The 19,052-nt window shown below is 43.2% G+C and carries 23 protein-coding genes and 1 tRNA gene; 17 read left to right on the top strand and 7 right to left on the bottom strand.

Translation table 11 applies throughout. The annotated features are described in order from the left end of the window. Nucleotides 1-6: 6 nt before the first annotated feature. Nucleotides 7-1,101 carry a DUF7544 domain-containing protein gene (locus WOA13_RS03535; protein ID WP_342126608.1) on the bottom strand — a complete coding sequence of 365 codons (1,095 nt, stop codon included), beginning with the start codon at nucleotides 1,099-1,101 and terminating at the stop codon, nucleotides 7-9. A 129-nt stretch (nucleotides 1,102-1,230) separates the two neighbouring features. Between WOA13_RS03535 and WOA13_RS03530 the strand changes: the two genes are divergently transcribed. From WOA13_RS03530 to WOA13_RS03505, 6 genes are all read left to right on the top strand, one after another. Further along, nucleotides 1,231-1,722 carry a GbsR/MarR family transcriptional regulator gene (locus tag WOA13_RS03530; RefSeq protein ID WP_342126607.1) on the top strand — a complete coding sequence of 164 codons (492 nt, stop codon included), beginning with the start codon at nucleotides 1,231-1,233 and terminating at the stop codon, nucleotides 1,720-1,722. Beyond that, nucleotides 1,719-2,984: a COG1361 S-layer family protein gene (locus WOA13_RS03525; protein WP_342126606.1), complete on the top strand. Its 1,266-nt coding sequence runs from the start codon at nucleotides 1,719-1,721 to the stop codon at nucleotides 2,982-2,984. The genes WOA13_RS03530 and WOA13_RS03525 overlap by 4 nt, the downstream gene beginning before the upstream one ends. A gap of 12 nt (nucleotides 2,985-2,996) precedes the next feature. Continuing rightward, nucleotides 2,997-4,208, top strand: a complete 1,212-nt coding sequence (locus WOA13_RS03520; protein WP_048205025.1) for an ABC transporter permease — start codon at nucleotides 2,997-2,999, stop codon at nucleotides 4,206-4,208. 1 nt (nucleotide 4,209) lies between these two features. Beyond that, nucleotides 4,210-4,905, top strand: coding sequence for an ABC transporter ATP-binding protein (locus tag WOA13_RS03515; protein WP_342126605.1), 696 nt, complete (start codon nucleotides 4,210-4,212; stop codon nucleotides 4,903-4,905). 276 nt (nucleotides 4,906-5,181) lie between these two features. After that, nucleotides 5,182-5,373: a TRAM domain-containing RNA chaperone gene (locus WOA13_RS03510; RefSeq protein WP_048206361.1), complete on the top strand. Its 192-nt coding sequence runs from the start codon at nucleotides 5,182-5,184 to the stop codon at nucleotides 5,371-5,373. A 214-nt stretch (nucleotides 5,374-5,587) separates the two neighbouring features. Further along, nucleotides 5,588-7,090 (top strand): DEAD/DEAH box helicase, encoded by a 1,503-nt coding sequence (locus WOA13_RS03505; RefSeq protein ID WP_342126604.1) that lies wholly within the window; start codon nucleotides 5,588-5,590, stop codon nucleotides 7,088-7,090. A gap of 208 nt (nucleotides 7,091-7,298) precedes the next feature. On the opposite strand, the gene WOA13_RS03500 is transcribed toward WOA13_RS03505, so the two are convergent. Together WOA13_RS03500 and WOA13_RS03495 are read right to left on the bottom strand one after the other, a co-directional pair. Next, on the bottom strand, nucleotides 7,299-7,616 hold the full coding sequence (locus WOA13_RS03500) for a hypothetical protein (protein ID WP_342126603.1): 318 nt from the start codon (nucleotides 7,614-7,616) through the stop codon (nucleotides 7,299-7,301). Nucleotides 7,617-7,758: 142 nt separating this feature from the next. Continuing rightward, nucleotides 7,759-8,379, bottom strand: a complete 621-nt coding sequence (locus tag WOA13_RS03495; RefSeq protein ID WP_342126602.1) for a class I SAM-dependent methyltransferase — start codon at nucleotides 8,377-8,379, stop codon at nucleotides 7,759-7,761. A 158-nt stretch (nucleotides 8,380-8,537) separates the two neighbouring features. Here WOA13_RS03495 and WOA13_RS03490 point away from each other — a divergent pair, with 158 nt between their 5' ends. Further along, nucleotides 8,538-9,158 carry a molybdopterin-dependent oxidoreductase gene (locus tag WOA13_RS03490; RefSeq protein WP_342126601.1) on the top strand — a complete coding sequence of 207 codons (621 nt, stop codon included), beginning with the start codon at nucleotides 8,538-8,540 and terminating at the stop codon, nucleotides 9,156-9,158. Nucleotides 9,159-9,181: 23 nt separating this feature from the next. On the opposite strand, the gene WOA13_RS03485 is transcribed toward WOA13_RS03490, so the two are convergent. Then, entirely contained in the window at nucleotides 9,182-9,379 is a 198-nt protein-coding gene (locus tag WOA13_RS03485; RefSeq protein WP_342126600.1) for a hypothetical protein, read from the bottom strand. A 188-nt stretch (nucleotides 9,380-9,567) separates the two neighbouring features. Here WOA13_RS03485 and WOA13_RS03480 point away from each other — a divergent pair, with 188 nt between their 5' ends. The 6 genes from WOA13_RS03480 to WOA13_RS03455 are packed head-to-tail and all read left to right on the top strand — an operon-like array spanning nucleotide 9,568 to nucleotide 12,434. Further along, on the top strand, nucleotides 9,568-10,221 hold the full coding sequence (locus WOA13_RS03480; protein ID WP_342126599.1) for a hypothetical protein: 654 nt from the start codon (nucleotides 9,568-9,570) through the stop codon (nucleotides 10,219-10,221). 1 nt (nucleotide 10,222) lies between these two features. Further along, nucleotides 10,223-11,014 carry a hypothetical protein gene (locus tag WOA13_RS03475; protein WP_342126598.1) on the top strand — a complete coding sequence of 264 codons (792 nt, stop codon included), beginning with the start codon at nucleotides 10,223-10,225 and terminating at the stop codon, nucleotides 11,012-11,014. A 27-nt stretch (nucleotides 11,015-11,041) separates the two neighbouring features. Next, nucleotides 11,042-11,206 (top strand): hypothetical protein, encoded by a 165-nt coding sequence (locus WOA13_RS03470; RefSeq protein WP_342126597.1) that lies wholly within the window; start codon nucleotides 11,042-11,044, stop codon nucleotides 11,204-11,206. Between the two features lie 21 nt (nucleotides 11,207-11,227). Next, nucleotides 11,228-11,638, top strand: a complete 411-nt coding sequence (locus WOA13_RS03465) for a hypothetical protein (RefSeq protein WP_342126596.1) — start codon at nucleotides 11,228-11,230, stop codon at nucleotides 11,636-11,638. Nucleotides 11,639-11,655: 17 nt separating this feature from the next. Next, a complete protein-coding gene (locus WOA13_RS03460; protein WP_342126595.1) occupies nucleotides 11,656-11,949 on the top strand; it encodes a hypothetical protein in 294 nt (97 codons plus the stop codon). Nucleotides 11,950-12,008: 59 nt separating this feature from the next. Next, nucleotides 12,009-12,434, top strand: a complete 426-nt coding sequence (locus tag WOA13_RS03455) for a hypothetical protein (protein ID WP_342126594.1) — start codon at nucleotides 12,009-12,011, stop codon at nucleotides 12,432-12,434. Nucleotides 12,435-12,603: 169 nt separating this feature from the next. Here WOA13_RS03455 and WOA13_RS03450 read toward each other — a convergent pair whose 3' ends face one another. The 3 genes from WOA13_RS03450 to WOA13_RS03440 all read right to left on the bottom strand — a co-directional run bounded on the left by WOA13_RS03450 (nucleotide 12,604) and on the right by WOA13_RS03440 (nucleotide 14,092). Next, a complete protein-coding gene (locus WOA13_RS03450; protein WP_342126593.1) occupies nucleotides 12,604-12,960 on the bottom strand; it encodes a hypothetical protein in 357 nt (118 codons plus the stop codon). Between the two features lie 234 nt (nucleotides 12,961-13,194). Further along, nucleotides 13,195-13,280, bottom strand: a tRNA-Ser gene (locus WOA13_RS03445). A gap of 92 nt (nucleotides 13,281-13,372) precedes the next feature. After that, complete coding sequence (locus WOA13_RS03440) at nucleotides 13,373-14,092, bottom strand: peptidylprolyl isomerase (protein ID WP_342126592.1); 720 nt, start codon at nucleotides 14,090-14,092, stop codon at nucleotides 13,373-13,375. 384 nt (nucleotides 14,093-14,476) lie between these two features. Here WOA13_RS03440 and WOA13_RS03435 point away from each other — a divergent pair, with 384 nt between their 5' ends. The 4 genes from WOA13_RS03435 (at nucleotide 14,477) to WOA13_RS03420 (ending at nucleotide 18,985) form a co-directional block, all read left to right on the top strand. After that, the gene (locus WOA13_RS03435; RefSeq protein WP_342126591.1) at nucleotides 14,477-16,153 is read left to right on the top strand and encodes a sensor histidine kinase; all 1,677 of its coding nucleotides are present in this window, start codon (nucleotides 14,477-14,479) and stop codon (nucleotides 16,151-16,153) included. Nucleotides 16,154-16,370: 217 nt separating this feature from the next. Beyond that, nucleotides 16,371-17,873, top strand: a complete 1,503-nt coding sequence (locus tag WOA13_RS03430) for a homocysteine biosynthesis protein (RefSeq protein ID WP_342126590.1) — start codon at nucleotides 16,371-16,373, stop codon at nucleotides 17,871-17,873. Nucleotides 17,874-17,875: 2 nt separating this feature from the next. Beyond that, nucleotides 17,876-18,262, top strand: a complete 387-nt coding sequence (locus WOA13_RS03425; protein ID WP_342126589.1) for a 4Fe-4S binding protein — start codon at nucleotides 17,876-17,878, stop codon at nucleotides 18,260-18,262. A gap of 9 nt (nucleotides 18,263-18,271) precedes the next feature. Continuing rightward, nucleotides 18,272-18,985, top strand: a complete 714-nt coding sequence (locus WOA13_RS03420; RefSeq protein WP_342126588.1) for a UPF0280 family protein — start codon at nucleotides 18,272-18,274, stop codon at nucleotides 18,983-18,985. The last annotated feature ends 67 nt before the right edge of the window (nucleotides 18,986-19,052 follow it).

Here is a 19,052-nt window from a genome sequence, read left to right as displayed (position 1 = left end):
CATCTTTCAAACTTCTCTATCGGACTCTTCTACTTCTATTTCCTCTTCCTCATCATTCTGCTCCACATCAAACACCGGAATCTCCACTTCAGGATACCACTGCTGCAGGAACGTGATCATGTGATACTTCATGAACACTCTTCCAGGTAATGCAATAAATGCAAGCAGGAATATGAAAAATACCAGTTCGATCAGGATGATCGGTGCGAGGACTATCCATATGGCGATATCCGATCCGGGCAGGACTGTTGTAAGGATAAAGTACAACAGCAGGTCAGCGAGCAGGAGGAAGAGCCCCACTGCGATTATCACTATCAGCATGAGGATGCCGATTATTATGGCAACGGCAATCCCGAGAATTATTCTTCCAAACCAGTAGCCGATTATTTGTTTCCAGTCTTTCCTGAACTGTCCGAATACGTTGGCGAATGCGCGGAAGATGCCAGTTTCGGTGTAGATGGCAACAGGGATCGAGAGGTTGACAAATGAACTGATAATTCCTCCGATTACTGCTACTACCAGGATTATGCCGATCAGCAGGAAGATTGCCGAGACAATAGCAACCATGATGGTTTCTTCGAAGTTCTGGCCTGTGGAGGCTATCAACGGCAGCACAATTGGAAGGGCCATAGCTGCAATGATGGCAAGCAGAAGGATGCCCACCAATAGCCTGAATGTGAGCAGTCCCAGGCCTTTTCTCAGGTACTTGCGGGAGTATTCCCAGAATTTAACTTCATTGCTCACAAGGGAGTCAACGAACACGAATTCCATCACGCTTGAGACGTATGAGAAGAATAGTATAAGGGCAAATATGAAAAGAATTATTGCGATTATCAATCCCAGGTCCGGGGCGCTGGTGGGGATCTGGTCGGCCAGTCCTCCGAATGAGTCAGCAAATCCCTCGAACGGACCTGAATCATGGAAGTCGTAATCATTGGACGAATAGTTATTCCCACCGCCATTAAAATTACCTCCGCTTCCGCCTATAAGCATAACGATGATTGCAAGTTTCATCCATTTCCAGAAATCAAAGGGCTCAAAAAGGCATTTCTTTGTTCTGGAAACGGCTTTATCCACAGCTTCGACTACATACAAGTCCATATGTCTAAATATCGTCAGGTTGCATAAATAGTTTCTGATGTATTTTGTGAGATCTAACGATCGTAACATATATATTCAACATCTACAATATCTATTAATTACTGGAAATAACAAAAATAAGGCGTTGAAATGGAAACTGCAAAGAAAGAATTTCAGAACCTTGTATACCAGAGCATGAAGTCCTATGGGCTTGATGAGCTTTCCTCTAAGTTACTTGCAGTACTTTATTCCGCACCTGATCCGCTTACCCTTGATGACCTTTCTAAAAAAACCGGATATAGTTTTTCAGCAGTCAGTGCGGCAATGAAACTGCTTTCCGGAGTAAAGTTGGTGGAAAAGACAAAGAGGTCCGGTTCCAAGAAATTGTATTTCTCGGTTCAACGGGATATGCTGACACTGAGTATCAATGCGATACGGTCCAAGAATGAACACATGGTGGTCCCTGCACTCCAGAATCTCCCTGCAATGATTGAAAGATGCAGGAATAGTGACGCTGAGGGATCCGAAGATATGCTCAACATCATCGAGGACTATTATCAGCAGATGGTTGCACTGGAACTTATCTTCAAGAAATTGATCGAATACACAGAAAATATCAGGGCTGAGGTGAATAAAAGATGAATCCGAATGTAAGACCTTTATGTTTGTTACTGCTCGTTCTTGCTGTTGCTATAACCGGAGCAACAGCAGCATCAGCAGACGATTCTTTTACTGGTGGGATAATATGTCTAAATGCAGAGATAAAGGAACTAAGCCCCAGTTCGGTAGGCATCGATGAAGAGTTCACCCTTGCCATCGATCTTGAGAGCTGCGGTTCCGAAGCTCCTAAAGATATTACCTTTGAGATCATCAGCATCCCTCCGGATATCATCGTCACAGAAGATCTTGTAACCAGAATTGCTGAATTCTCATACCCTTCAAGCGAAAGGAATCTGATATACCACATGAGGACAACCCCGGATGCAAATCCCGGCCCTCATATAATCAAGATGAAACTGACATATGCAAATAAAGAGCTTGAGACCACGAAGTATTATGAGGTCGATGTCAGTGTGACAGGTGAGGATGCCGAACCAAGGATCTCTTCCGTCACCACCAATCCTGAGTATATCTATGAAGGGGATACTGTCGACCTGACACTGGGTATAGAGAACTTCGGTGAAGCAATCGCAAAATCCGTATCTGTTAGTGTGGATCATGATTTCAAAGGCATTAAGAATTCTACTATCGGAACCCTTGGCCTGAATGGTGGTCAAACTGCATTGTTCAAGTTCAAAGCAGACAGTGCCGGTGAATTCAACATCCCTGTCATCATCAGGTATGAAGACGATTTCGGAATACAGCAGGATGAATACGACATTACGATAACCGTGCTTGACAAAAAAGGAAGCCTGCATCTTGCTTCTGTAAAGGTGGATCCTGTAATTCCTTCTGTTGATGACACTGTGGAGCTGACCATGAGGATAGAGAACTCCGGAGACCGCAGGATCAATTCGATCAGGGTCTATGCCGACCATCCGTTCATGGGCTTAAAAGAATCCTTTATCGGAACCCTTGATCCCAATGAGGATGGTCCTGCAGTTATCACTTTCATAGCTGATGAAGCAGGGGAGTATGAGATCCCTGTTACCATTACCTATATCGACGATTTTGGCGAAGAGCAGGTCGAAACAAAGGTCAGTATTATTGTCATGGAAAGCAACAGTCGTGCAGGAACAGTTCTGTTGGCCCTGCTTGTTCTGGCAGTTATCGGAGGACTGGTTTACTATAACTACAGGATGAAAAGGTCAAAGGATGAGATCATCAAGCAGTTAATGGAAGGTAGCAATAATCCTGCTGGCAAGAAAGTAGAAGAAGAAACTGAAATTGAAGATGAAGAATAAGAGGTCTTCAATATGATAGATGATATCAGGGTGGGAGCTCTCATTGCAGCAAGTACTGTAAAAAGAGGGAACAAAAAAACACTGATGTTCATAGTTTTTGTTCTCTCGCTCATTTTTATGAACTTGGTGTTCCTCCCATCAATGATCGGAGGAATGATGGTTCTATTTACCGGGTATATGCAGGACTACCCTTACGGGGATGTTGTCATTGAACCATCAGGCGACAACACCTATATCAATAATGCCGATGGCGTCTTGCAGAAGGTCCGGGCTGTGGAAGGAGTAAGGGCTGCAACAAAGAGACTGGATGTGGGGGCATCTATTGAGCATAAACAGAATGTTGTAGGTGTAACTTTAACGGGTTTGGTTCCGACGGAAGAGTATGAAATTTCGCGATACCCGTATATTATCACTGAAGGCGATTTTTTAGGTGATCTTTCCAGGGATGAAATTATACTTGGTGCTGCAATTGCAGGTACAAGTCCGGTTTTTGGAGAAATTTATGATGACCTGGGTGAAGTCAGGGCAGGATCGCTTGTTGAAGTAACGTATAGCAATGGCGTAAAAAGGACCTATAAGGTCAAAGGTATTATGGAAGGAACATTTGAACTTGTTGACCTCAATGCTCTGGTTCACTACAAAGAGATCGAAGATGTTTATGGTCTGGAAGGGGGTAAAGCCACCAGTGTAGTTGTAAGGGTTGACCAGCCGGAGAGTGAAGATCAGGTTAAGGAAAAAATAAGAGATGCCGGGGTGAATGAGGAGGTTTTCACGTGGGCTGATAAATCAGAGACTCTCATAAAGCAGGCAATGCAAAGCATGGGTGCTATTGATACCATGTCCAAGTTTGTGAGCCTTATCGTAGGAGCAGCATTGATACTGATCATAATCTATATCAACATACTTAACAGGAAGAAAGAGATCGGCATTTTAAAAGCAGTAGGCATCACCCCGAGATCGATAGTATTGTCCTATGCTTTCCTTAGCATGTTCTATGTTTCCCTGGGGATTTTCGCGGGATTGATCCTATACCTGTCACTTATGCTTTACTTCCAGGCGAATCCGGTGATATTCTATGAGACCATGGAAATAAGGCCCGTGATCGATCCTATGTTGCTGATCCAGAGCATAGTTACCATGCTTACACTTTCAGTGATAGCCGGAACACTTCCTGCATGGAGTGTATCAAGAGAGAGCATACTCAAAGCCATATGGGGTAGATGATATGATCGTTGTGAAAGACCTCAAAAGGTTTTATGGGTCAGGTGAGACCACTGTAAAGGCTCTTAATGGTGTTTCTTTCGAAATAAAGAAAGGGCAATTCGTAGCGATAATGGGGGCATCCGGTAGTGGCAAGACAACAATCCTGAGGATTCTGGCATTACTGGATGATGCAACGAGTGGAGAATACACCATTAGGGGATTGCAGGTTTCCAATCTTCCTGAAGCAGAACGAAGTTATTACCGGCTGACGCAGGTTGGTTATGTGTTCCAGGATTATGCACTCATTAACGAAATGACGGCTGCAGAAAATGTCTATGTTCTTTCTATGATGGAAGGAAAATCAAAAAAGGAGTCTTATGAAACTGCTCTTGAAGCACTGGACAAGGTTGGTCTGAAAGGCAAAGACGACAGGATCCCCGATGAGCTCTCGGGCGGAGAAAAGCAAAGAGTAGCAATTGCAAGGGCCATTGCAAAGAAACCCGATATAATGTTCGCTGACGAGCCCTGCGCGAACCTGGACACCAGGAACTCGAAGCAGGTCCTTGAAGTTTTCAAGGACCTGAATGACAACTATGGCCAGACAATTATAATGGTAACACATGAACCCTGGCATGTTGAGTATGTCGACAGGGTGATAACTCTTGAAGATGGGAAGTTGGTAAGTGACGAGCTAACAGAAGAAAGCGGGAGTGAATGAAAACAGATTTCATGTACTCCCTTTTATTTATTAATAATTATTCTTTTTTTGCGAGTGGCATCATCTGGCAACCGCATGAAGTAATCATATGCTGTACGACAGACTTATATATCATCCTTGTTTGTTAGGATTGCTTTTAGAGGCTAGAACTATTTTGATAAATTATAAGTTTAGATGGTATTTCCTTAATTGTATCTACTGTTTTTTCGTATGTTTACCACTCTGGTTATTATCTTTTTAAGCACTTTAAAGGAAGTGAAATATTTGTTCAACAACATGGAACCAACTGCACCAGTAGAAGCTGGCGAAACATACGACGTGACAATTGAAGATATCGCAAGAGAAGGCGACGGAATTGCTAGAGTAAGCGGTTTTGTAATCTTTGTCCCTGCTGCAAAGGTCGGCGACGAAGTGACAATCAAAGTCACCAAGGTCATGAGAAAGTTCGCATTTGGCGAATTAGTATAATTAATCTAATTAATAAAAAACGTTATTTGAAGACCAGTTTCTGGTCTTCGATCCTTATTTTTTAATTTCCTATCATACATTAATTAACTTTATAGACTTTCACCGTGTGAAACAACTGGATCTTGATCCTTAAACCAGCAAGATTATCTCTTATAAGTTGAGATGGGTCCGATTGATCACTAATAAGTTTTTACACTTCAATTCAGGGTATAACATGTCATTTGATAATCTTAATCTAATCTACCCGCTCCAGCGGGCATTGTCCGAAGAGGGCTACGTAGAACCCACTCCCATACAGGAGTTATCCATCCCTCATCTGCTGAACGGCAGGGATATGATCGGGATCGCACAGACCGGTACCGGTAAGACTGCTGCATTCATTTTACCAATTCTTCACAACATGTCTGAGTCCTACAAGGCACCACGTCCGAGATTCCCCAAGGTGCTTGTTCTTGCACCCACAAGGGAGCTTGCAGCACAGATCGGGGATAGCTTTTCCACCTATGGCAAGTTCACCCGTTTCAAGCACACAGTGGTATTCGGTGGCGTTGGGCAGATGCCACAGGTAAAGGCTCTCTCAAAAGGTGTCGATTCCCTTGTGGCCACTCCGGGCAGGCTTCTGGACCTGATGGAGCAGGGACATGTCAATCTCTCGAATGTGGAATATTTCGTACTTGACGAAGCGGACAGGATGCTCGATATGGGTTTCATCAATGATGTGTACAAGGTAGTTGACCTGCTTCCACAAAAACGCCAGTCGCTTTTCTTCTCAGCCACTATGTCACCTGAGATCTCCAAACTCGCCAGAAAATTGCTCAGTAACCCTGCTCATGTAGAGGTCACTCCACAGGCAACAACTGTTGAACGCATAGATCAGTTCATCTTTTTCGTAGATTCAGAGGACAAGAACGAATTACTTTTGCATTTGCTGAGAGGTAAGCATCTGGAATGTGTTCTCATATTTACACGTACAAAGCACCGGGCCAACAAGGTCACAGAGATGCTCAACAAGAATAACATCCCTGCAGGTGCGATCCACGGTAACAAGTCCCAGACCCACCGTACAAAGACCCTCCAGAGCTTCAAGACCGGAGAACTGCGTGTACTGGTTGCAACTGACATAGCTGCCCGTGGAATTGATATTGAGGATATCTCCCATGTGATCAACTACGATCTGCCGAACATCCCTGAAAGCTACGTGCACCGCATAGGACGTACAGCAAGGGCAGGAGCCGATGGTACAGCATACTCCTTCTGTGCAGCTGATGAGCGAGACTTCCTTCGTGATATCGAAGACCTCACCAACATGGAGATCGAGGTCGCTGAGCACAATTATCACTCCGAAAAGGCCCGGAATGCCACAGGAGATGCGGCAAGGCCGGCCCCTAAGAAACAAAGAGGCAGAAAGGCCACTCCTGGAAACAAGGGCAGAGGAAGGGGCAGGAAGGCTGACGGCAAAGGTAAAGATAAGGATAAAGGTAGTCGTGGTAATGCCGAAAGCAAGTCCAAAGGTGGAGATGCCAGAGGCAAAAAGGGAGCTGGTAGTGGCAGATCTGGTGACAGCAGGAGCAAGAACACAGGTTCCAAAGGCAAACCTGGCGGCTCTAAAAGTGGAAACAAGACTGGTCGGTCAGGAAGTTCCAATACCGGGCAGGGCAGGAATAAGAGTGGAAACCGGTCTGGTCAGAACTCCGGCAGGTCCGGTAATCGCAATTGATCGTGCTTATTCAGCTTTTAATATCGAGGTTTGATTTATTGGGTCGTTGAGTTATTGCATCTTGGAGTATTGGCTTGTATGTTGCTGGCCATTGCTCCATGGACAAAGCTCAATAGCAAGATCAAATAAAAAGAACATTAAATTGTATATAAAAAAAGCATAACAAAAAAGAAGGATGCCACACCATCCTCCCTTTGTAAATATCTCTTCAGCCTTCCCTGTGGTGCTCGGTTGCTGCCAGAAGATCAATACCGGCATCAGTGAGCCTGTATATGTCTTCTTTGATCACAACGATGTTGGCACTTTTCAGGAAGTCCATGTGATATTTGAAGGAATTGTCATCAACCTCAAGTTCGGCCTTAAGCTGTTCTTCGGGTTTACCGAAAGCGCCTATGGTCTTTACCATCTTTCTCCTGATTGGGTGTGATGCAGCTTTGTCAAGCATAGCATGTTCGTTCTTTACCCTTTCTCCTTCTGAAGGTTTCTGCATTATGATGTCATCAAGTTCATCGTAATCATCGTCCATTTATTTTCACCTCGATTATTCAGTTGAGCGGATTATCTTTAATGATTAATCATTTATAATACTATCGTTTTCATTTTGTTGTTATTTTACTTTCTTTTTGTTGTACTAGTTATATTTGAGCATTGAGGAATCTAATACAGTATTATTTTTCTGGTCTGCTGACAATAAGCCTGAATATATCAATAAATGTCATGTGCCTGTCTTCTATGATGATTGCTCCTCCTTTTTTTAAATTGCCAGGTGTATCCCTATTTATGTTAAGGGCAACGAGCATGTTTGTTACCGGGGTGATAATGTCCTGCATGAAAGCTATCAAACGGTTACTGGAGCGAACATGTTCCAGGTCGATGATCTTTCCAGCCGGCTTACAAACTCTCACGCATTCTTCCACAGTTTTTACAGGGTCAGGGACTGAGCAAAGTACAAGCGTCATCACTACAGAATTAAAGGCATTGTCCTTAAATGCGAGATGCTGGGCGTCCATCAGTATAAGATCAATATCAATACCTTTTGCTCTCTCTTTCGATCTTGCTGCCATTCCCGGGGAAAGTTCAATGGCCACCATGCGTACATCTTTCTCCTTTGGGTAGTATCTGAAGTTCCTTCCTGTGCCGAAACCTACCTCAAGGCATCTGCCTTCGACTTTTGAGAAAACCGTTGGTCTCCATCGTTTAAAGGCAATCTGTTCTACTATGCCTTCCACAATATCATAAAATCGAGAAAAGCGGTTGAATCGATGAAGCACTGCTTTTGTTTCTGCCACTTTTATTCCCCAATCCAATTCTGTTCGGATGTTATATTTAGTTTCTGAAATGCTCACAAAAGATATTTTATCCATCAAAACCAATTCTCTTTAGGGAGGGTAAATTCATGAAGCAGTTACTCAGTTTAATTTTGGTTCTTCTTATATCTCTGATAGTTATGGCCTCTGGATGTGTTTCTTCTGATACCAATAATGGTAGTGACGGCACCTATGATGGTGAAGCGGAAACACTTGAATACCAGGGTGTAAAACTGACTCCGATCAGTGAGCAGAGGGACAATTCCATAAAGGGAACTCCGCAAATAAATATCAACAACTATTTCCTGACGGTCGATGGAATGGTGGACGATCCGCAGTTCCTGACGTACGAACAGATCACTTCTTACCCGAACGTTTCAAAGTTGGTTATGCTTGATTGTGTTGAAGGCTGGAGCTACGTGGCAAAATGGACCGGTATTCCCGTAAAGACCCTTCTTGATGAGGCCGGTGTTCAGGACGGTGCCACCACTGTGATATTTTATTCTGCAGATGGCTATTCCACAGCTCTTGAGCTGGATTATCTTGTAGAGAACAACATCATCCTTGCTTACGAACTGAATGATGTGACACTCCCAAGGGATCATGGTTACCCGTTCCAGCTTGTGGCAGAAGACAAGTATGGCTACAAATGGGCCAAATGGGTTACCGGCATTGAGGTCACTGATGAACCTTATGAAGGCTACTGGGAAAGCAGGGGCTACAACAATAATGCCGATGTTGGCGGGCCAAGGTTTGACTGAGTTTCCACCAGCATCTTTTCTTTTTAGTCCTTAGAGTAGATCGTGTATTCCACTATCAACAGGAACAGCGGGAACAAAGTGCTCAACAGGATCTGTGTATCCGCTCCGATCACTTCCACCTCGCTGATCATGTTCAGCGACCTGAATATCAGGAAGATTATTGCTCCCAAAGTAATGCTCTGGAGAATTCCAAATATCCAGAATATGTTCTTGTTTTCCATAAATGGCACCTCACATTTCTATTTTCACTCTTCTGATCTTTATTGTTTTCTGAATTAATTGGTCCTACAATTGTTCGGCCTTTGAGAACAATTGCATTTACATGTCTATAATAAATACAAATCAACCATAATTATTATATCGTTTGCAGTAATATTTTTCAATAGTTTTCGGAAGTGGAATAATTGCTATGGAACATACAAAGAAGTTGAAAATATCTCTGGCATGTATCTCAGCCATCTTCTTTTTTATGGTATTATTTTATGGATTGACAATATCCGGTTTTTCTGAACGGATAGTTTCATCCGATGTTGCATATCTGTGGTTGGGACTGACACTTCTATTGGGTGTTATCTCATTAATTGGAGCCATTATATTTTTATCTGATATCAGGAAAATGTCTGTAAAATGGTATCTGGGCGTACCACTCTTGTCGGTAATGTTTACGATCGTAGTTACAAGTATTTTTTTGTTATATTATGTGACTTCTCTTCCAATAGATCCTGCTGAGCCTGTAGGATTCATTCACATGGCTTCATTACTAGCACTTGCTCCGGCTTCAATACCATTTTTCTTTTCATTTCCGGATTCTTCGGATGTGCGATACATTTCGGGAGTACTGGCTGGTTTTATGAGTATTTTTGCAGTTGCTGATCTGTTTTTTATAATAAAAGACGTTTTTTTGTATCCGATCCCCTGTTCGAATGCTCTGGCAGTTGGATTTGTTTATTATCTTATTGGAGTTTCGATGATCGGATTCTGTTTTTTATTGCTTGCTAAAAAATTCCACAGGAAGAATTACATGCCGATATCAAAACAGGATGAAATAGGTGGGAAAAATTAAAATGACAAAGCTCGGAACTCATGAGAGATACCTGATAATTTTTGCACTACTGCTGGTATGTGTAGTGATCTTAGCATCGGCAGGACTCGGAGTCGTAAAACAGAATGAGGATGAAAGTGGAATTGAAGCTCTTACAGATGGGTCTGATGATGGCTCATCTGAAAGTAGTGAGATGCCATCACCATCACCAATCCCGGGTGAAGATGTTCTTGGTTCCAGCATCAACACAAGTGACGAACAAAATCCGGAACCAATGAATGAATCTGCAATAGAACCAGTGTCTGATCAGAGCAATGCGAATAGCGATAAGGTTACGCTTACTGTCAGCGGAAGTCTTGAATATGTATCTCCTGAAGAGATGAGCAAGATGTCGGATGTAATTATTATCGGTACAGTAAAAGAGGTATTACCGAGTGAATGGAACACCGGGGACGGGCAAATACCTAACGATGATATCTATGAGCTGGAATGGTATGATATCTACACTGACGTGGTGATTAATGTAGATGAGTATCTCAAGAATCCGTTATCTGAAAAAGAAGTGATAGTCAGGACACTTGGTGGTGAAAAAGATGTTATTTCAATTGTTGTAGAGGATGAGGCTTCCTTTAATCCCGGGGAAAAAGTGTTCCTTTATCTAAAGAACGACACATGGCCAAATACTATGTCCAATGGTCCTGAGCACTTTGTGGTCACTGGTGTTTCACAGGGCAAGTTTACCCTTACGGAGGATGGCAGAGCGATCCATTTCGGGGAATCTTTCACACTTGATGAGCTTTTGGAGACGATCTGATCTAAGCAGTGTTTATCGGGGGATATCATGACTTCTTCATATCTATACCCATTGTTCATGGGAATTATCATGTTCCTTTTAGGTCTCCCTGCTAACTATTTCATGTTCCGCGAAATAAGGTGGAAGTACACATTGGTTATGGCGATCAGCATGGCAATTGGAACGTTCATAGGTATCTTATTGTTTGAGTGACAGGCATGCTTAGGTGGAATAATGCAAAGAAATAATCCGGTAATCGTTGCAATTGTACTGATCGCGGTCGTTGGCCTCATCCTTCTTGCTTTCATGGTTGCTGTACCCAAAGTACAGATCGATGGTGCAGTGCTGAGCATTGAGAACGAAGATATTGAAGACCATGAAGTGCGAGTGGAGATCATTGATCCGAAGGGCGTGCGGCTTTATGATGAGGTGTATGTGATAGAAGCAGATACCCGGAAAGGAATCAGAAAATCAGTTCCTGAATTGGGGATGTACACTTACAGGCTCACACTGGATAATGGTTTTATCGTAACTCAAAATGGCAGTGTTGAATATTCTACCAACTTAGGAAGTTCAGAACATCTGGAATTTGTGATTCCTTCCGGAGGGGAACGCATCGTTTTTGATGGTGCTACGATCGCTTGATAAGGTTGGGGTAGTATATGCAGATCGAAAGTAAGAATATAAATGAAAATCTAATTGGTGTCTTTGTTGTTCTCGGAACGCTTGGAGTTTATCATTTGCTCTCCATTGAAACAAATATCATTCCCGGCTTGTTCCATTACTTGCCACGAATGTTGGTTCCTTCACTTTTCCTGATATCTCCGGGTGTTGTTTGCGGTTGTATATTTGCCATGTTCACAAGGAATATTTTCAAGATACTGTTTGCGGGGGTCGTAACGATTATACTGTGGATCTACTGGTTTTCCGCCATATTTCCGGCTTTGATTTACTGATGTGTTCCGGGAACCTTCCCATAGTATATTAAAAAAGATAGGTATGTTAGGAGTAAATCATGAAAATAAATGAAAGGGTGCTTGTTGCAGGAGTATTTGGTGCACTTTTTTTGTTGATTCTTTTCATCCTTTTGATCCCATTCATATTTACCGGACCTGCATCTTCCTTCTTTGTAGTTCACAACCATGATGTCAATGATCATACCGTAGTTATCGACGTATTTGATTCACACAACAGGTCCATAGTAACGGAGACCTATGAATTAGGGCCTAAAAGCGACATCTCACAAAAGAGGCCTTTGAGATTGAGTCTGCCATTCTCAAAAGGTGAATTTAATTTTAAGGTAACTGTGGACGACAAAATAATAGGGATATATCCTGTGAAAATACCGGATCCATATACAATGGTAAATATCCGGCTGTATTACGAAGACTATACAGGAAATATGACTCCGGTATCTCTGGAAGTGGTAGAAATTTGTTGAATTTGTATTAAGTGAACTGATAATGCGATTAGCTCTTGAAATTCATGCTAAAGACGATCGGATGGTAGGAATACAAGATTTTTTTAAAAAAGAAAAAGGTAATTCAAGCTTCATGGAAACGTTAAACAACATTGTTTTCATAAAGATTCTGGTGCCATGTTGCCTTGAATTAAACTGCCGTCAAAACAGAAGGGAAATAGCCATCAACCGCGTCTAAAACATTCCAGAAGGTCTTTGCATCTTCGAGGGTTTCAAAGAAAAAGACCTTATCATTGTAGGAGGTCATGAAGAATTTTGCATCATGATCCGCTTCTTGATCAGAGAGGATGGGGTCCTTTTCACCCATAAAACAATATTCGATATATTCTGTAACCGGCTCCACAAAAAGCTTCCCTTCAGGGGAATACTTCCCATCCTGGCAGTAAACACCTTGATCACTCTGGAATTTCCTGTAGGCTACAACAGCTCTTTCAAACTTCTCATTGTCAATTCCAAAGTTCACAATTTCTAATTTATACTCGCTCATATCTTTATATCCCCTATTATCTGAGGGAATGTAGGTTTATGAGCATATATATTTATTTGAGTATCTGAATAATTATATACTAGTCCGGTTTATTCTATTTACTTTATAGTATCTCGAATTTACTTATTTTACAAATCACAACTTTCCTTTTTTGGTTTGATTCCGACAATATGGGGAAAGTACTGTTCAGTAAATAAATATGATCAAGTCAAGAATTACAAAAAAAGATATGGACGCTGAGGGGGAGATTCGAACTCCCGCAGCGCGTTAGCACTACCGGTTTTCAAGACCGGCGCCGTAGTCCACTTGGCTACCTCAGCAAATGAATGGTTCCTAAATAGTGTTTTCAGGTATAAGGCTTTTGCTCCAAAAAGGTGTTGTAGACCCTTTTTTGAAAGAAATGTGAAGAGGATTACTCTTCACTTTCTGTAACTTCTTCAGCTTCTTCCTCTGCAGCAGGTTCAGGGGTTGGAAGCGGGTATTTCTCAACGTAGCTTACTTCTTCAAGACCTACGTATTCTACAAGTTCGCTTGCGACCCTTCCCTTTGCCATGAGCCAGCGCTGGTTGAATGAAAGCATTGCAGGTACGGTTATAGCTACCTTTTTGTCATTGACCTCTACTTCAAGGTCAGGAATTCCGGTGTAGAGTGCAAGAAGGCCCTGTACCTGTTCGTTGATGTCCTCGAGCTTCTCTTCGATGGTGTAGTCGTAGGTAACTTCCTTGCCTGCGAGTGGGTGGTTGAAATCAACACGTACCCTGCGGCCGATGACCTTTGTGACTGTTCCTCTCTTGTTGTCGATCTCGATGTTCATGCCAGGGTATGCTTTCTGGTCTGTGAACTTTGTAATGGAAACGTTCTCAACAAGTTTTGGGTCGTGTGCGCCAAAGCCTTTTTCTGGTGGTATTATAACTGTACCTGTGAATCCGACCTCTTTGCCTGCGATATCTTCGTCAAGACCTGCAATGGTGTGTCCTGCACCAACGATAACTACGTCGCCGCCGTACATGCCGCGTGGGTTGTAAATCTCGTTCTCCTTTGCAAGTTCTTCATTGGTTGTATCGAAGATCTGTTCTTCATCGAACTTTCCGGTGTATGATAGTTTAATAACATCGCCTTTTTCTATTGCCACTATAATCAACTCGATCAAATTTGTAAGTCTTTAGTTATATCAAAGCGTTTGATTCATCTAAGGAATTTCTTCTGGCTATACTCTTTTGCCTTTAATAAGTTTTTGGGACGATTTCTGGTAGATGGTATCCACAAATTATGTTTTTTTTTCAGCGTGTTCCACTCTCGGTAAAAATCAATCCGTTTTTTGCTTATTTTAATTTTCTAGCATACAAGAATCGATAGCATCCATAATGATAATTATGATAATAATTCATATGGGTTATGAGCTTTACCCACTTGGTATATACTTATGATTATACAAATCCAAACATATACATATTTATATATGTTTATAACAATTGATTATATACAGTCTACAATCTGGCCAACGGGATGAGGTCGTATGAATGAAGAACAAGATGTGTCTATGGGTATTTGTGGAAAGGTCGACCTGGAGTCGGTCCTAAAGCAATCACTTGAAGAAATTAAAAACTCAGCCGAGACCAAGGCTCTGCTGGAATCTATCATTAACAGAAGCCCTGCAGTGATCTTCTTCTGGTCTGCAGAAGATGATCGTCCTGTAGAGTTTGTCACAGAGAACGTTGAAAGGTTCGGATACAATAAGGATGATTTTGTATCTGGTACTTTGCCTTATCACAATATTCTGCATCCGGATGACAGGGAAGATGTCCGGAATGCCATCAGCACTTCGGTTGCTGAAGGAAAAGAGCAATTCAACTGTGAATACCGGCTTCTGACAGAGTCTGAGGATGTCAGGTGGGTTTATGAGAGCACGCTTATAGAGCGGAACACTGACCAAAGCGTAAGTCATTTCTATGGAATTATTTTTGATATAACGCATCGCAAGCTTGCTGAAAAGGAGATTGCGGATAATGAACGTGATATTTCTGTACTGTATTCCGCGGTAACTCTGGCATCAGAGTCGCTGGACATCGATGACCTGCTATCGGAGATCCTGATGGAGATCGGTGATCTTCTGGACATCGAGGCAGGAGGCGTATATATTATTGATCACGATCAAATGGAGGCAAATCTCAGGGCGCATATAGGGCCTGAGGGGGAGCTGGCATCCAGTATATCTTACTCTAAGGAAGAGGATATGTTCAAGAATGTTGCAGACCTCCCGAAGCATGCCACCATCTCTGAAGAGGTAGTCCGGAGAGGTTCACGCTTTGTAACAAGGAACAACCTTACATTCTACCTTTATTCTCACGATAAAGTGGTTGGTTTTGTTCTCCTGCTGACCTCTGATAAGGATTCGCTCAATGAGAAGAACATAAAGGTCCTTGAGCATGTTGGCAAACACATTGGTATTGCCATCGAGAATGCCCAGCTGTTCGAGAAGACGCAGGGTGATTATGAGGACCTCCGTTCTGTCGATAAGATGAAGAACGAGTTCTTTGCAAACTTAAGCCACGAACTGAAGACGCCTATGATATCTATCAAAGGCTTCAGTGAGCTTCTGGGTGAAGGAAAGTTCGGTCCATTGACAACCGAGCAGAAAAGGGCTAATGATGCTGTTGTAAGGAATGCTGAAAAGCTCAGGAGCCTTATCGATTCCCTTCTTTACATGAGCATGGAAAAAGAAGGTAAATACAAATACAATTTCACCACCGTTTCAGTCAGGAGATTCATAGGCAATTCTATAGAGGTTGCACGCGCTCATGCAGGTGCGAACAACATTGTCTTCAAGGAAGATATCCCTGAGAACATTTCGAACATATGTGGTGATGAAGAGCGCCTGTCAACTGCTTTGAACAATATTATTGATAATGCGGTCAAGTTCATGTCCGAAGGGGAGGTCACTGTTTCTGTCCAGGATGAACCGGATCAGATCCACATTCGTGTGAAGGATAATGGTATTGGAATTCCCAAAGATGAAGTTGATAAGGTCTTTGACAGTTTTTACCAGGTGGATGGCTCTCTTACAAGGGTCTATGGCGGTACCGGTCTGGGTCTGCATGTTACCAAGAGGATCATTGATGTCCACAACGGTAAGATCTGGCTGAAGAGTCTGGAAGGGTTTGGCACTACTGTGCATATCACATTGCCAAAGTAATCTCTTCCACTATCTTTTTACAATCCTGTGACCATTTTTCTTTTTTTCTTTTTTGAGTTCAGATTCTATTTTAGCTTCAGCATCCGATATTTCTGCAACGATGTTCTTTTTTCATGATCGGTTTTGATCTTCAGGTCATATTATGCATGGCTGTAAATTACCGGAAGTAATATATGCAACTGCGATTATTACCGAATATAATGCAGAGGTACTAGAAATGGTCAAAAAAACAATTCATGAGATCAATGACAGGATACGTGATGGCAGTGTTAATGTTGTAACTGCCGAAGAAATGGTCGATATTGTTGGCGAATTGGGGGCAGAAGGTGCCGCTAAGGAAGTGGATGTTGTAACTACAGGTACCTTTGGCGCCATGTGCTCATCAGGCGTATGGTTGAACTTTGGTCACTCGGAACCTCCTATCAGGATAAGCAAAATGTGGCTCAATGACGTGGAAGCGTATTCCGGTGTTGCTGCCGTGGATGCCTACATAGGTGCGACCCAGCAATCCCAGTCAAAGGGAATGGACTATGGTGGTGCTCATGTAATAGAGGACCTTGTCCGTGGCAATTCCATTGATATACACGGGATTTCCCCCGGAACTGACTGCTATCCCAGGAAGGTCATTGATACGACCATCAACATATATGACCTGAATCAGGCGATCATGCTCAATCCTCGTAACTCATACCAGAAGTATAATGCTGCGACCAACAGCACAAACCACACTCTGCACACTTATATGGGCGCTTTGCTGCCCCATAACGGAAATGTAACTTACTCCGGTGCCGGTGTCCTTTCGCCGATGCATAATGATCCAAACTATGAGACCATCGGTACAGGTACACGTATCTTCCTCGGAGGGACTCAGGGTTATGTTGTAGGAGAAGGTACTCAGCACTCACCTGCAGCAGGCTTTGGTACTCTGATGCTCAAAGGTGACCTCAAGGAGATGAGTCCTGAATACATCCGTGCTGCAACTTTTAAAGGTTATGGCTCATCACTCTATGTTGGAATGGGTATTCCTATCCCTGTCCTCAACGAGGATATTGCAAAAGCTACTGCTGTAACAGATGATGATATTGTTACAAATGTCCTGGATTATGGTGTCCCGAGCAGGGACCGTCCGGTTCTCAGGACAGTAACATATGGTGAACTTCGCTCAGGTTCCATAGATATCAATGGTAAAGAGGTTCCGACCTCTCCAATGTCAAGCTTCAAGAAATCCCGTGAGATAGCCAATGAACTAAAGCAATGGATCCGTAACGGTGAGTTCTTTGTAAGCATGCCTGTGGAGCGTCTTCCCCGGGATACCGCCTGCAATGCAATGAAACAGACCAATGCCAATCCGCATGTGATGGATATCATGTCCTCTGATGTGACAACAATCCGGGAGGATGCAGGTTTCCATGATGCTGCCAAGGTAATTATGGAAAAACAGTTCAACCACCTGCCTGTGGTGGATAGTGGCAATCACCTTGTTGGTATTGTAACCGCATGGGATATCTCAAAGGCAGTTGCAAAGGATGAACATAATCTTGTAAAGGACATAATGACGCGGAAGGTCGTTACTGCAAGCCCGGATGAGGCCGTGGACGTCTCAGCTTTCAAGCTGGACAGCAACAATGTCTCTGCACTCCCGGTTATCGATTCAAACAGGCATGTGGTGGGTATAGTCACAAGTGATGATATCAGCAAACTGCTTGCAAGGAGGCACTAATCATGATGATAAAGATAAACATAGCTGCGGACATCGTTACAAAGCCCATACTTGCAGAATCAATTATGGAGACCGGTGCACTGTTGAACATTTCTCAGGCACATTTCGACCCTACCCGTGGTGAGGTCGTGGCAGAGATAACTTCCGACCAGTTCCGGAAGATAAAGGACTCTCTTGTTGGCAAGGGCGCTGAGGTGCTTGTGCTTGACACTCCGATCAGCAGGGATGAGGAAGAATGTGTGGAATGCGGCGCTTGTATCTCTGTGTGCCCTGTAAAGGTATTCTCATTTGCAGATGACTGGAGCCTTGAGGTAGATTCAGACAAGTGTATCCAGTGTGGTACCTGCATTAAGATGTGCCCGCATAACGCTTTGACACTCGGTCACTAATATCTGTCTATGAAAGAACATTTCCAGCTTAAGGAGACCATTGTCACCATAGTAGGTGATGAGGGGTCTCATATTAAGGCAGCAAAGGATGCTATTGCACTTCACAGGGCAAAACTGGAGAGTTACATCCTTCGTGATCCTTACTTTAAGATAACACTGGAGCCTCACAAATGCAGTGATGATGCACCTGAGGTCGTCAAAAGGCTTGTAAGGGCAGGTAATGCCATGGGTATTGGTCCCATGAGCGCGGTCGCAGGTACGATATCGTCACTTGCCGTAGAGGCCATGGTCGAGGCAGGTGCTTCCTATGCCATTGTTGATAATGGCGGGGATATTGCCATGATCAATGACCGGGAGGTAATCATTGGGATCTATGCAGGTAATTCTTCCATTAAGGATATCGGACTTGTTATCGAACCTTCCTCCGGAATTCGTGGGATCTGCACTTCTTCGGGTACCGTGGGGCCGTCCATAAGTTTTGGTATGGCGGATGCTGCTGTGATTTTTTCAGATGATGTATCCCTGGCAGATTCTGCAGCAACTGCCCTGTCGAATGCCACAGATATTGGCAGGGGTGCTGTGGAGAAGGCTTTTGATGTTGTGAAGGATGTTCCGGGAATTGACGGTGCTCTTCTGGTACAGGGCGAGTATATGGGAATGTGGGGCGATGTGCCAAAAATAAGCCGGGCCGATGTACGTTATGAGTGTATAACAAAAGGATGAACCTGGCTCGCAGGTGCATTTCATCAAGTATTTAGTTAGAAAAAGTCTGGAAGGTGCATTGTTGCAC

The organism is Methanococcoides sp. LMO-2, assembly GCF_038432375.1.
GTDB classification, from domain to species: Archaea; Halobacteriota; Methanosarcinia; order Methanosarcinales; family Methanosarcinaceae; genus Methanococcoides; species Methanococcoides cohabitans.
Note: the sequence above shows the minus strand (reverse complement) of the source record. Positions and strands in the feature narration are given on the sequence as shown.